Annotated in this window: 16 protein-coding genes; 5 read left to right on the top strand and 11 right to left on the bottom strand. The window is 45.0% G+C overall.

The annotated features are described in order from the left end of the window. Positions 1-263 precede the first annotated feature (263 nt). The 7 genes from ACHZA2_RS03935 to ACHZA2_RS03905 all read right to left on the bottom strand — a co-directional run bounded on the left by ACHZA2_RS03935 (position 264) and on the right by ACHZA2_RS03905 (position 5,746). Positions 264-827: a flagellin gene (locus tag ACHZA2_RS03935; protein ID WP_319578609.1), complete on the bottom strand. Its 564-nt coding sequence runs from the start codon at positions 825-827 to the stop codon at positions 264-266. 325 nt (positions 828-1,152) lie between these two features. After that, positions 1,153-1,716, bottom strand: coding sequence for a flagellin (locus tag ACHZA2_RS03930; RefSeq protein ID WP_319578608.1), 564 nt, complete (start codon positions 1,714-1,716; stop codon positions 1,153-1,155). A 169-nt stretch (positions 1,717-1,885) separates the two neighbouring features. Then, positions 1,886-2,173, bottom strand: a complete 288-nt coding sequence (locus tag ACHZA2_RS03925; protein WP_319578607.1) for a hypothetical protein — start codon at positions 2,171-2,173, stop codon at positions 1,886-1,888. Between the two features lie 106 nt (positions 2,174-2,279). Further along, entirely contained in the window at positions 2,280-2,831 is a 552-nt protein-coding gene (locus tag ACHZA2_RS03920) for an archaellin/type IV pilin N-terminal domain-containing protein (protein ID WP_319578606.1), read from the bottom strand. Between the two features lie 118 nt (positions 2,832-2,949). Then, on the bottom strand, positions 2,950-4,080 hold the full coding sequence (locus tag ACHZA2_RS03915) for a HEAT repeat domain-containing protein (protein ID WP_319578605.1): 1,131 nt from the start codon (positions 4,078-4,080) through the stop codon (positions 2,950-2,952). A 71-nt stretch (positions 4,081-4,151) separates the two neighbouring features. Next, the gene (locus tag ACHZA2_RS03910; protein ID WP_319578604.1) at positions 4,152-5,132 is read right to left on the bottom strand and encodes a hypothetical protein; all 981 of its coding nucleotides are present in this window, start codon (positions 5,130-5,132) and stop codon (positions 4,152-4,154) included. Between the two features lie 68 nt (positions 5,133-5,200). Next, a complete protein-coding gene (locus ACHZA2_RS03905) occupies positions 5,201-5,746 on the bottom strand; it encodes an acylphosphatase (protein ID WP_319578603.1) in 546 nt (181 codons plus the stop codon). A 159-nt stretch (positions 5,747-5,905) separates the two neighbouring features. Here ACHZA2_RS03905 and ACHZA2_RS03900 point away from each other — a divergent pair, with 159 nt between their 5' ends. The 3 genes from ACHZA2_RS03900 to ACHZA2_RS03890 all read left to right on the top strand — a co-directional run bounded on the left by ACHZA2_RS03900 (position 5,906) and on the right by ACHZA2_RS03890 (position 7,241). Next, on the top strand, positions 5,906-6,343 hold the full coding sequence (locus ACHZA2_RS03900) for a nucleotidyltransferase domain-containing protein (protein ID WP_319580936.1): 438 nt from the start codon (positions 5,906-5,908) through the stop codon (positions 6,341-6,343). Beyond that, positions 6,340-6,750, top strand: coding sequence for a DUF86 domain-containing protein (locus tag ACHZA2_RS03895; protein WP_319578602.1), 411 nt, complete (start codon positions 6,340-6,342; stop codon positions 6,748-6,750). Before ACHZA2_RS03900 ends, ACHZA2_RS03895 begins: the two co-directional genes overlap by 4 nt. 92 nt (positions 6,751-6,842) lie before the next feature. Continuing rightward, complete coding sequence (locus tag ACHZA2_RS03890; RefSeq protein WP_319540059.1) at positions 6,843-7,241, top strand: tetratricopeptide repeat protein; 399 nt, start codon at positions 6,843-6,845, stop codon at positions 7,239-7,241. A gap of 13 nt (positions 7,242-7,254) precedes the next feature. Here ACHZA2_RS03890 and ACHZA2_RS03885 read toward each other — a convergent pair whose 3' ends face one another. Then, the gene (locus tag ACHZA2_RS03885; protein ID WP_319540060.1) at positions 7,255-7,722 is read right to left on the bottom strand and encodes a DUF5814 domain-containing protein; all 468 of its coding nucleotides are present in this window, start codon (positions 7,720-7,722) and stop codon (positions 7,255-7,257) included. Then, positions 7,719-8,360, bottom strand: coding sequence for a DUF2150 family protein (locus ACHZA2_RS03880; RefSeq protein ID WP_319540061.1), 642 nt, complete (start codon positions 8,358-8,360; stop codon positions 7,719-7,721). The genes ACHZA2_RS03885 and ACHZA2_RS03880 overlap by 4 nt, the downstream gene beginning before the upstream one ends. A gap of 122 nt (positions 8,361-8,482) precedes the next feature. On the opposite strand from ACHZA2_RS03880, the gene thiI reads away from it, so the two are divergent. After that, positions 8,483-9,688 carry a tRNA uracil 4-sulfurtransferase ThiI gene (thiI, locus tag ACHZA2_RS03875; protein ID WP_319578601.1) on the top strand — a complete coding sequence of 402 codons (1,206 nt, stop codon included), beginning with the start codon at positions 8,483-8,485 and terminating at the stop codon, positions 9,686-9,688. A 51-nt stretch (positions 9,689-9,739) separates the two neighbouring features. Here thiI and pscS read toward each other — a convergent pair whose 3' ends face one another. Continuing rightward, a complete protein-coding gene (gene pscS / locus ACHZA2_RS03870) occupies positions 9,740-10,921 on the bottom strand; it encodes an O-phospho-L-seryl-tRNA:Cys-tRNA synthase (protein ID WP_319578600.1) in 1,182 nt (393 codons plus the stop codon). Then, positions 10,918-11,100, bottom strand: a complete 183-nt coding sequence (locus ACHZA2_RS03865; RefSeq protein WP_319540064.1) for a hypothetical protein — start codon at positions 11,098-11,100, stop codon at positions 10,918-10,920. Before ACHZA2_RS03865 ends, pscS begins: the two co-directional genes overlap by 4 nt. A gap of 117 nt (positions 11,101-11,217) precedes the next feature. On the opposite strand from ACHZA2_RS03865, the gene ACHZA2_RS03860 reads away from it, so the two are divergent. Beyond that, positions 11,218-12,720: an ATP-binding protein gene (locus ACHZA2_RS03860; RefSeq protein WP_319578599.1), complete on the top strand. Its 1,503-nt coding sequence runs from the start codon at positions 11,218-11,220 to the stop codon at positions 12,718-12,720. Positions 12,721-12,733 lie beyond the last annotated feature (13 nt).

The raw sequence follows: 12,733 nt of genomic DNA, 5'->3' as shown, positions 1-12,733 counted from the left end.
AGTGAGTTGAGAATCGCGAGATTATCCAAACGATTGAAATAGTGCCCCCTTCATTGGAGACCCTCTTATATATAGTCCGTACGATGTGATGATTTAATCAGGTCTTAAAGTATGAATACTTCGTCGCTTCAATTCAATTGTAACTATATTATCTTGGGATCGTAAATTGAACCCCTTTATTGCAGAATAGTAAGATTCAAGTAACTGAAGCAGACACTCACAGATTACTATTAGATATGTGAAGAACCAAAAAAAGGGCTGGGTTATATGATAACTCCACCGTTGTATCCGGTTGCAAGGGTCTTTGCTACAAGGGTTGATGCTCCGATCTTTGGTTTAATTTCAAAGGTGAAACTACCGCCTGCTGCTGGACCCCCAGTAATTGCTGGAGAAGTTGATGTGTAGCCACTGATAGTTGCAGTAACTTGTGCTCTATCTCCTGCTGCTAAAACTCTGGATGCAAAATTAGCTACGCTAGTCTCGTCAGAAAGGGCTGATGCTGGAATTGCATATACTGCACCATTGTTTACAGTAAGTAAAAATGCCACTTCAGACAATTTCTGGGGTTGTCCACCCTGTGGAATTGAGAGATAAAACTGGATTGCCGATAATTTTGAAGTTCCAGTATCCCATGTTCCATATAACTGTCCATCAAGCACCACATTTGATGTTGACTGCTTGATACCTGAGTATGTGACTTCCTGTGATTTCTGGGTTGCAAAAAAACCTGCTCCTAACATAACGTAGGAGAACACTGCGGCAACAACAACAAACGCAATTAGCACGATTGCTGCTTCAAGGCCTGAAAATGCTGAATCCTTGTTCATGATCTACACCTGACCGGTTCACCCGGTTAAAATTTTATTACCCTGCTAGGGTATATAAGTTTCTTTTTTTGAAGTGGGATGTAACATATCGATCCCATCGGATGTTTCATTCAACGTTTCTGATATATATGTCCGTACAATGGATTCCTTAATCAGGTCTTAAAGTATGAATACTTTGTCGCAATGAATTCAATTGTAAGCACACTATTATCATGGGATCGAAAGCTGAACCCCTTTATTACAGAATAGTAAGTATCAAGTAACTGAAGCAGATTCTCACAGATTGATATTAGATATGTGAAGAACCAGAAAAAAAAGTGCTGGGTTATATAATAACTCCACCGTTGTATCCGGTTGCAAGGGTCTTGGCGACAAGAGTTGATGCTCCGATCTTTGGTTTAATTTCAAAGGTGAAACTACCGCCTGCTGCTGGACCTCCTGTAATTGACGGAGTAGTCGATGTGTAGCCACTTATAGTTGCAGTAACTTGTGCTCTATCTCCTGCTGCCAAAACTCTGGATGCAAAATTAGCTACGCTAGTCTCGTCAGAAAGAGCTGATGCTGGAATTGCATATACTGCACCATTGTTTACAGTAAGTAAAAATGCCACTTCAGACAATTTCTGGGGTTGCCCACCCTGTGGAATTGAGAGATAAAACTGGATTGCCGATAATTTTGAAGTTCCAGTATCCCATGTTCCATATAACTGTCCATCAAGCACCACATTTGATGTTGACTGCTTGATACCTGAGTATGTGACTTCCTGTGATTTCTGGGTTGCAAAAAAACCTGCTCCTAACATAACGTAGGAGAACACTGCGGCAACGACAACAAACGCAATTAGCACGATTGCTGCCTCAAGGCCTGAAAATGCTGAATCCTTGTTCATGATCTACACCTCACCGGTTCACCCGGTTGAAGTTCATATTATCGTGTTAGGGTATAAGAGTTTCTTTTTTAATGTGGAATGAAACTTATCGATCTCAACAGAGGTTTCATTCAACGTTTCGAATATATGTATCATCATACAATGGATGCTATAATCAGGTCTTAAAGCATCAATTCTTCGTCGCTTTGAATTCAATTGTAAGCAAATTATTATATCTTGGGATACTGAACTGACTCCCTTTATTGTAGAATAGTAAATACCAAGTAACTGAAGCCGATTCTCCCAGGTTGATATTATATCTGTGAAGAACCTGAATAAAAAGTGCTGGGTTATATGATAACTCCGCCTTGCATCCGGTTGCAAGGGTCTTACCGACAAGAGTTGAAACTTCAATCTTTGGTTTAATCTCAAAGATGAAACTACCGCTTGCTGCTGAATCCTTGTTTATGATCTGCACCTCACCGTTTCACCCGATTAAATAAAGTTAGGTTTCATATATTGGGTAGTGGCCGAAAAATCTATCCCCTGGAAAATAAATTCAGGGTATATAATGATTTTTTTGTTTATTGCAGAACTACCCCGCCATTGTATGAGTCTGCAAGATAATATTTTACAAATGTACTTGCCCCCAGTTGCGGTTTTACTTCAATGGTAAACCAACCACCAGGTATTGGGCCATTTACGTGACCTAATGTTACGACTCGTTTCTCACCTGGCCTCATAATCGATGATCCATCCGCTCCGAATTCAGTCGCACTGTATGTTGAACCTCCGCTATAGGAATATTCTCGTAATTCATTGATATCTTTTGAATGAGTGTACACAATCTTCATCTTCGAAAGATCCTGTGGTTGCCCGGTTTCTAAGATGCCCATAGCAAATCTCACTGAATCAAGGGCCCCTCCACTTGATTCAAGAGTTGCATAGACACTTCCCTCAATATATACGCTCGAACCTGCCTGTTTGACCCCCCCCGAAACCTGCTTCTCACTTTCCTGAGCTGCAAAAAATCCACTATTCAAGACACTTATCGCAAAGAAAGCTGCTACAACTACGAATGCAATTACAACGATTGCTGCTTCAAGCCCACTGAATCCACTTTCTTTTTCTGACATATTATCCCCGATTTATATCTTGTAAGCAACCTAATAATTGTTACTGTTTAACCTTTTCACTCTCATGAAACACTCTAAACAAACTTCAATTTGAAGTTTTTTTCAGAATGTTTCATCATCATCTGCGAGCCGAAGGTTCATGGCTGACTTTTTTTAATTCTTCTTCAGCTCTCATCCTGACTGATACATCTGAATCATTAAGACAGATTTGAATTAACTCTCTCTGTTCTTCTGAGGTCCCAATTCTGGCTATTGCCCGTATTGCTCTGATCCTTACGCCCGCATCATGATCTTTAAGGGCTTGAACAAGATATGGCAAAACCTTGTGTTCTCCAATTCTCCCCAAAGTTTTTATTGCCTCCCTCCGGACATATACATTCTGGTCACCTGCCAGATCCATGATAAGATCTGGTGAAGAATTACTGGAAGCTGTTATTCTTAACGCTATGAGGACACCCACCCTTACTCTCCAGTCCACATTACGCCCTGCAATCTGAAGTTCATGATTTGAGACCTCTCCAAGATGACCGAGTGCCTCTGCACTTTCTTCCCTAACAATCCGATCAGTATCACAAAGTGCTTTAATGAGAGGAATAACTGCCTTTGAAGAACCAGTCTTTCCAAGTGCATCCGCTGCGGCCCGTCTCACCATGATGCTAGGGTCATGAAGAGCGGCAATTAATGGTAAGACTGCTCTTTCATCGCTAATACCACTTAATGCCCCTATTGCCTCCTCACGAATCTCCTCATCAGTATGAGAGAGTCTTGAGACAATATCATCAAAATCTCTCTGCCACGACTCATTGACATCTTTTTTATCTTTGATTCCTTCTGATGATCTGATAATGAGATCACTGATAACGGTCTCGACTAATCGTCTGTCCTTCACGTAAAGAAGAAATACAACAAATATCGCAAGATCGAGGCCCGTATAAAGTATGATAAAGAGTGGAGGAAATGGATATCCAAAAAGACCTGCACAGAGCCAGAATACGCCAAGGAGTAGGCCAATTATCATAACCAGCCTAAGGCCAGATTTTGGAAACCATAGAGCAAGCAAGATAATAGGAACCAGATAAAGGTGTGGAATAAATATATACACGAAGAGAAAATCGGTCTGATGATTGAATATCAGAAAGAAAATTGATGCAAATAATGAGACTAGTGATAGTAAAATAATAATTGATAATTTTCCGGACTCTATGATCTGTTGATTCTGAAACAGGTAATGATTAAGAAGTCTCATCATCTGAACTTATTTACCCTCTCTAGTTGATGACCTCTTAAGTTTATTCCTCAGTATTTCCCGCTTCTCTTTGGTTACACTTCCCCAAAAATCGTCATTCTTGCTTCCTTCTCATACTCTTCCTGCATCTTCATTGCATTCTGTTGATGCTCACTCGTCTCCCAGAAGTAGTATTTCTCGATCTGCATCAGTTTGATCCACCGGTTTGTGATCTCCTCGACAAAATTATAAATCACCGGGTATGTCTCTGCTCTTGGATTCTCACAGGTCTGGGCAACTTTCATCTCTTTAGTAATATTCACCATAGCATCCCCGACAAGTTTGGTCTGATACCAGGGATTCTTCTGCCACCGGTGAGTGAGCATCTCCATAAGATTGAGATTCTTGAACTTCTTCATCTCCGGGATATTGATCATCGGGTTGAGTTTCATCTCGCTCATGACCTCACCCAGAATTAAATCCCTTCCATAGAACATCCCATTGTGCATGACAAAGTATCGCCGGGGGATGAAGTCCTTGAACGAAACAAGATCATGCATATCACGCATACTTTCCTTCATCAGGAAGTAGACTTGAGCATTGCGCATAACCGGACAGAGTTTTGAGACCACAATGTTCGCCATTAGTGTCCACGGGAGCTCAGTCAGGGTCTCGTGAAACAGCATATATAGATAGAACATCAGTTTCTTTTTGATCCAGAAATCAAGGTGCCTGGTCTTCTCATCTTTCAGGACATCAAGATAGATCTGCTCCATTCCAATCGTTGCTGATTTACTGTCAAATGAAAGGACACGGTATCCTGCGTTTTTTGCAGCAATACCTTTGAGAAGGAGTTTTATTGCATTCTGGGCAATAACGAAATCCTTCAGCATTCCAATCTGTTGATTTGAAAAGACAATGACATTGCGCCCGGATTGGTACGAATACTGATCAAGTAAAAGCCCCTTCTTTGGAGCATCCTGTTTCCGCTGAAGGTGTATCCGTGTATCCAACTGTTCCTCTACATGATCGAGGAGAGACTGAAGAGAAGAGGATATCTCGTATTTATTCTCCATGAGCTTAAATTGATCTTGATGATACTATTATATATGGGTATCATTTTGCAGTATACGAAAAATTCTCTTTATGACCTTGCGGAGTTCATAATTCCCGCCTGAATCAAGGCTGATCTGATCTCTCTGAGCTCCTCTTTTACCTCAGCAATCTCTGATGTAAGGGTTTTATCGAGATCATAACGTATCCCTTTCACCTCATTAAGAGTCTCTTTCTGCAGTGATATCGTTTCTTTACCTAAATCTATTGCAGTATCCTGCTTCTTCTCCATTCTGGAAAGAACTGCTATTGCTGAATCAAACCGTTCTGCCAGTTCCTCATCGGGAGTTCCCCGGACGATCTCAAAATATTTATATTCGCCAGTATGGGGCAATTTAGAAATTTCTAAAGTTTCAACAAAAACAGGGTATTCCTGAATTCTGATATCATTTTTGAACCGTTCGAGATCTTCTGGTATCCCTTCTGCAATAATCCGGACATCATATCCCTCAAGGTTCAGAATGCAACCGGTAATGTGGTTGCGACGGGCAATCCCCTGAATGAGATGGTGATACCCTACTCTTTGAATAGTGCCACAAACGAGAATATTCCATCGTTTAGGCTGTTGGGTATTCATATATGATGCAAGGATACCTGAAATTAAATTACTTCTGTCAAATCTCAATTCCTGCATTATTTCCGGTTTTTATCGGATATTTCTTATGGGGAATACAATTCAATCCTGTCATCATTAATAAAGTTAGCAGTTCAACAAAGTATTCAGGAGTTGAAGAAGATGAATCCCCTGCCCGAAACCTTCCCTCCGTTGCAGGAGAAGATAATAATGGATATTCGTTCATCATTATCCGATTGGGACTTCATCTGTACTGGTTATTTATTTGGATCCTTCCTTCGTTCAGATACATGGCATGATATTGATCTTGCTCTTTATCTTTTTTCTAATCCTGATCCTTTCGAGAGGTATAAACTTATAAGCCGGATTGGTCAGGCCGTTGAAAAAACAATTAATCCGAGAATTCATGTTGATGTCCGTATCATGAACAGAGCTCCGGTATCCTTTGTCTATGAGGTTCTATCAACCGGGCTGCTCCTTATAAGCAATGATGATGAAAAAACAGCAGAATTTGAGGCAGATATTCTTATCAGATATCTGGATATTCAACCATGGAATGAGTCCCTTGATCAGTGGTTCCGGGAGGCTCTGGCAGGATGAATACTACAGATGTCATCCGGGAATTAACGATTGCTCTTTCAGACTGGGAGCGGTACGAATCCATCCCGAAAGAGAAATTTCTTACTGATCGGGATACCCAGAATATGGTGTTGCATGCCATGTTTCTAGCTATTCAGGCTGGAATAGATGCCGGAGCCTGGCTTATTGCCACTCGCAAAATTCCAGTGAAACCCTCTTCATACCGTGAAACATTTGAGATACTGGAGAAGTATGGCGTGCTTGAACCAGATCTCAGTTCAGCTCTGGCAGCACTCTCCTCCTTTCGCAACATACTGATTCACCAGTACTCTATTCTGGACCTGGAAGAAACATGGGAGGTTCTGATCCATGAAAGAGAATATTTAAACCGGTTTGTTGGTATCCTGATTCGTTCTCCCTCCTCATAATCAACTTTTCAAATGGGTTTGATTCTGGAATTATTCCCCATATTCTCAAATACTCCCGGGACAAGTATCATATACGCGAATCAGGTGAACTGATGGCTGAAAATACCACCAAAAAGCTCCTGAGCAAACGGGATGAACTCCTCAATAAGGCAGATGCGCTGGCGCTTGAGGCTGATCAACTCTCGTACCAGGGCAAATATGAAGAGGCAGTCGAAAGGTATGATCAGGCTCTTGCCATATATCCTTCGAACCCTGACCTCTGGGCATTCAAGGCAATCACCCTCTCCGGCGGCCTCGGAAGAAATGAAGAAGCCTACGAGTGCTGGGAACGGGCTAAAAAACTGGACCATGTGCTAGCAGATGCAATTGCTGTGACCGGATCAGAAGTTGCCACAGTGCAGGAAAAGGATCTGACCGACTTCAAGGGCAGCACTGCAGAGCGTATCAGAAGTCTTGTCAAGCAGCAGGCAATGGACAAGAAAAAGAGATAATATTTTTTTGAAGTTATCCCGAAACCGGGATTCCTTTTTCTATCGCTTCGATGTGATCTTCAGTCCGTATCTGCACTTGGCGAATACTGGTCTGCTCAGCAACATCCCGAATCGCTTCAAGCAGATGGACTGACTCTTCAAGGTAACTAAGAATATCAGCAGCGTAGATCTCAATCCCGTACTCTTCCAGAAGAAACTCACTGATCTGCCGATGATCAAGTCCGGATTCACGCAGTTCTATGATCTCAATGGCAAACTTGCGCTCCGGGCATCCACAATTCGGGCTTTCCCTGCATTTGCATGTTACAAATGCCTTTATGAAAGCCATGATCTGTTCACGGGTTGGACGATCAAACGCATCATACGGGATCGAGAATAATGTCTCAATCACCGCACCATGAAAGGCTCCTTCAGGCAGTCGGTATCCTGCCAGCCGTCCGAGCTGCCTGTGATACCGCAGTCGCGCCCGTGCTGCAATCAAGAAGTTTCGCCTGCTTCCTCGTCAAAGTTCTTCAGGGTTGCAAGTGCCTCGTTGATGGTCTCAACCTCTATAAGCCACTCATCAAACATGCCGGGATCATCACTCTCCTTGATATACCGTCCGCAGCATGACTTCCCGTTGATCACATTTGCGCCGATGGTCGCAGCAACCTCGAGTATCTCTTCCATCTGCTCTTCATCGATTGACTTTCCTTTCTTGACCAGGGCTTTGATATCCTCGTCAAATCCTCCTTCTATGAATTTCTTGGATGCTGCGAAGAGCACGAGCATTGAAAACTGAAGCGAGGCAATGACCTCTTCAAGATCCCCTTCAACCGCCTGGTTCAGAACGATCTCCTCCACGTCACTGATTCGCTGGATTGCTTCGTCCTTTGAAAACCGGTTATTCTGGAAGAGTTTGATGATCTTCAGAACCTCGATACAGATATCCTGGTTAAAACTGGAGAGCATCTGGAAGCCTTCAGGCATCTCCTCGTCATCACCGCTTCCTTCAAAATCAGCCTCGCTGAGTGCCTTGATCCAATTCTCCCAGCGCTCCTGGCTGTAGAATATATAAAAGAGCTTCAGCGGCGCTTCATCCTGAGCAGGGGCAGCGTCCTTCTTCTTTTTTGGAGCCATTACGTACACCTGACCGTCTGATCGTATAGTCTTTGTTCCTGATCAACAGGTCTGACCATCTTCTTTACCTCCGGGATGATTAGCCTTTTCATAGCACAAACTACCTATCACGGATAGCGCAAATGTATGAGCATCCAATGGAGAATGGAAAGTCAGGCGCTGTTATGATCCGCTTTGGCGAACTCTTTCTGAAGAGTGAGCCGGTCCGGCGACAGTTCATGAAAGTGCTCATAGGCAATATCAGATCTGCACTGACAAGTCATGGGATCGAATATACTCTCACGGACAACCGGAGCCGGATCCTTGTAAGATCAGAAACGCCTGAAGCGTTGGTTCCTCTCCTCAGCCATATCTTTGGAGTCGTGGACATAGCCCCCGCTCTTCTGACTACCTCATCACTCCCTGACCTATGCAACGCAGCCGGGAAACTCGCACGAAAAAATCTGAATCCCGGAATGAGTTTTGCAATCCGGGCGCGTAGGGATCAGGTCCCTGGTTTCACCAGCCAGGAGTTAGGGGCAGAAGCTGGTGGAACAGTACTTGAAACGGTACCTGGAGTACGGGTTGATCTGACTCATCCTGATTATGAGATCTATCTTGAAGCCCGGAAAGAGGGTGGGATTGCATATGATATCCGGATACCGGGTCCGGGAGGATTGCCTTATGGCACCCAGGGCTCTGTCCTGTCTCTGCTCTCCGCAGGGATCGACTCTCCTGTTGCAAGCTGGATGATAATGAAACGGGGAGTAAAGATACATTTCCTGTATATTGACACTGGCAGATGGGCCGGCTCTGATTGTTACAAAAATGTTCTTCGAAACCTGGCTGCACTCTCATCATGGGTGCCGGGGATTCAACTGGCTCTGCATGTTGTCCATGCCCAGCCATTATATGATACACTCATGAATGAGTGTGAGCCACGATACCGGTGTGTCTTGTGTAAGCGGGGCATGTTTATGCTTGCTGAAGAATATGCAACAGAGCGCAATCATCAGGCAATTGTCACCGGTGACAACCTCGGCCAGGTAGCAACCCAGACTCTGCAGAATATTGTCACCATATCCTCTGCAGTAACCATCCCGATCCTGCGTCCGCTGATCGGATATGATAAAGAGGACATCATCACGCTCGCACGCAAGATTGGGACCTTCACTAATGAGCCGGGGAACACCTCCTGCGGGGTTGTTCCGCCAAAACCTGCAACCGCAGCAGAAATCACTCTGATTAAGGAACTGGAAGAAAAACTCCAAATTCGATCGATGATACCCTCTCTTCTGGATTCCAGAGAGCGAATTGCAGCGTTGAATGGAAAGATTATGACAGATTAATCTGGTCAGTAGTTTTTCGAAAAAGTGAATCTGTGTTGATATCAGCACGGGTTATGACTTTACTGGTAATCCTTCCTCTTTTGCAATCTCCACAAACATATCCCCGACATATTGTGCCTGTTCATCGGTGAGCCCGTAGGGATTAAATTTCCATACCTTCGTTGACCCGGCAATGATCCCGGTGATCCCCCTCTCCCGAAGGGCACTGAGCAGGAAGAACCCTTTTTTCTTATGGGTCTTTGCAACCTTGTCAAATGATTCTGTGGTGTTCATCCTGGTTAGCGGATGTTTCCGGGGATATTCGCTCATCACCTTTGTGCCTTCGATTGAACAGAGAGCATCCACGATCTGGTTACATCGCTTCAGGTGGGTATCGAACTGATTCACCCGCTCTTTCACATGCGGGAACGATGCCATCATTCCTATAGAAGTAACACCCATCAGCGTGCACCCCATCATCTCGACCTCCTTGACTCCGAAGGTCCTGCCGGTGATATCCCCTTTTACCTTTGTGGTCCTGAAGAGTTTATCAGCCCATTCTGATGTGGTAGCAAGCATGCCTGATGGTGCAGGGGCCGCCATGCTCTTGTGCCCGGAACCCACGAGAAAGTCAGCGCCGATCTTCTTCCCGTCCACCGGCATGATCCCCACTGTGTATGCACCATTACACAGAACTGGTACATCATACTGGTGAGCAACTTTGGCAATCTCCTGTACCGGATGGAGATTGCCATACTGGTAGTCCACCTCTTCCACGTACAAAAGTGTCGGTGATCTCCCGGCAGCACGGGTGACATCCTCGATTCGTGAAGCCACTGCATCAGCAGTGATGATCTGTGAATCATCTGGCGGCACCTCATGGGGGACCCCTCCGACCTGCTCGACTGAGAGAAACTCTGTGTAGTGCGAAAATGCCGTGAGGAGTACCGGATCATCTTTGCTTACAACAGTGTCTGCAACTGCCTGGAATCCGCGTCTTGCTCCTGGCACAAGTCTCGCAACGTCCATGTTGACAAAGGCAGCAAGATCGTCGTGGAACTTTGCGAGAGGTGGCTTTTTGATACAATCCAGTCTGAAAGGTTTCTCGCAGTTGTCACATACCGAGTACCCGTCTCCGTACGCGAGAACTGCTTTCATGGCGTCAACAGTGAGTCTTCCACCAGCCTGTATGGGATCCAGGTTGATATAGAGTTCCTCGATAAGCCTGGTATCGATCCCTTCTCCGCAGTTCATGATACAAGTTCCTCTTTCAGGATGTTGATCTGCTTCTCAAGTTTCTCGAGAGTTTTTGCTGTCTTTCCTTTCTGCTCTGCTGATAACGTATGAAGAGGTGCGGTCTCCCGAAGCACCCCTCTTATCTCACAAAGCAGGAACAACCCCTGAAATACTGCTTCTGCTGCTCTTCTTGACATATTTTTCCATAACCCCCTCAGGTGGATTATATATTTTGATGAATGCTGTTATCTATCTGCTCTCTTTTCCAGGAAGATCAATATGCTCTTATCAGCCTGGCTCTTTCTCAGTATCATATGACCAGTGGCAGGCTGCTGGACAACAGGCTTACTGGCACCAGCGTGCTTCATTATATCTTCAGGACTCCTGCTGATTCTCCTATGAGTATTGGAGATCTGGTGGTTGTGGACGATCAACAGAACCAGACCCGTTTTTTTGCACGGATAACCGGAATAGGTCATGATGAGCAGTCAGGGACTGGTGATACAATTGGTGATACTTCGCTGGTAATGACAGCGTATCCGATCGGGTGCATCGGTGTGGATGAGGTCTTCAGACGTCCCAGAGTCATGCCTTCGAGGTATTCTTCAGTCAGGACACTGGCACCTGATGATATTTCATATCTGAACAGATTCATGGGTGAGATCGAGGTAGGTCTCGTGGTCAGTGGACAGCGCCCTATTCCTGAACTCCCGGTGCGGATACCTGCCAAAGTTCTCTCCCAGCATATGGGTGTTTTTGCAACTACAGGGATGGGAAAAAGCAACTACATGAAGGTCTTCTGTGCCTCGGCAATCTCCGCACGACTGTTCGGTCTTCTCATCATCGATCCACACGGTGAATATGCGGCAGGAATGAGTTCAGATTTCGAGAGCCGCGGACTGCTCCATCATCAGGATGCAGATACCGGCCTCTCTGTCTATTCAATTCAGAATGAGATCGTCAGGACCGAACTTGATATGAAACAGCTCCTGATCAGCCATGATGACATGGACATCACTGATCTTACGCTCCTCTTTGATCTCCTACCAACTGAACGTGAGGTCATGAACCTTCTTACGCCGTTTCCCGGTCATGACATCATAGACTTCTTCATGAACGAGGATGTGGAGTCACTTCCGTCTCACGTCAAAACAACTGCATACATCGGTGATCATCAGGATATTGCCCAGCGTGTCAGAAGTGCCAACCCTGATGCACTCCGGGTTGTGCAGCGACAGATTCAGACTCTGGTTGACATCTCCTCTGCCTTTCTGCACAAAACCACTTCATCTGTTCCTGAGATCATTGAAGACCTCCTCGCAAACAAGGTGGTGCTGATTGACATTCCCCGCATGAGTGAGGTGGCTGAACTTTTTCTCCTCTCTGTCATCTCACGGGCCGTGCTGAATACATACAAAAATGTCGTACAATCTGGACGCGCCGGTGAGGATGAACCACACAGGGTTCTTCTGACCATTGAGGAGGCACAGAGGGTGCTTTCCATGGAATCAGAGAAAACCGGAATCTTCAGACAGATCGCGATGGAAGGAAGAAAGTTCGGGGTAGGCCTGTGTGCGATCACACAGCAGCCCAAGAACATCGACCCCCGGGTTCTTGCCCAGATGAACACGTTTGTGATCATGGGCCTTGCCGATCGTCAGGATCGTGAGACGATCGCTTCCTCAGCGAAACATGATCTCCGGGTCCTGGACCTTGAGATTCAGACCCTTGACCGTGGTGATGCAATCATCTCCACGATTGGGATCCCGTTTCCGGTCAGTTGTCATGTCCACCGGTACGAGGATTACATTGTGTGAATATGTGCGTGAG

This window comes from uncultured Methanospirillum sp. (assembly GCF_963668415.2).
Classification (GTDB): Archaea; Halobacteriota; Methanomicrobia; order Methanomicrobiales; family Methanospirillaceae; genus Methanospirillum.
The sequence above is the reverse complement of the archived record's forward strand: the minus strand, read 5'-3'. Positions and strand labels throughout refer to the sequence as shown.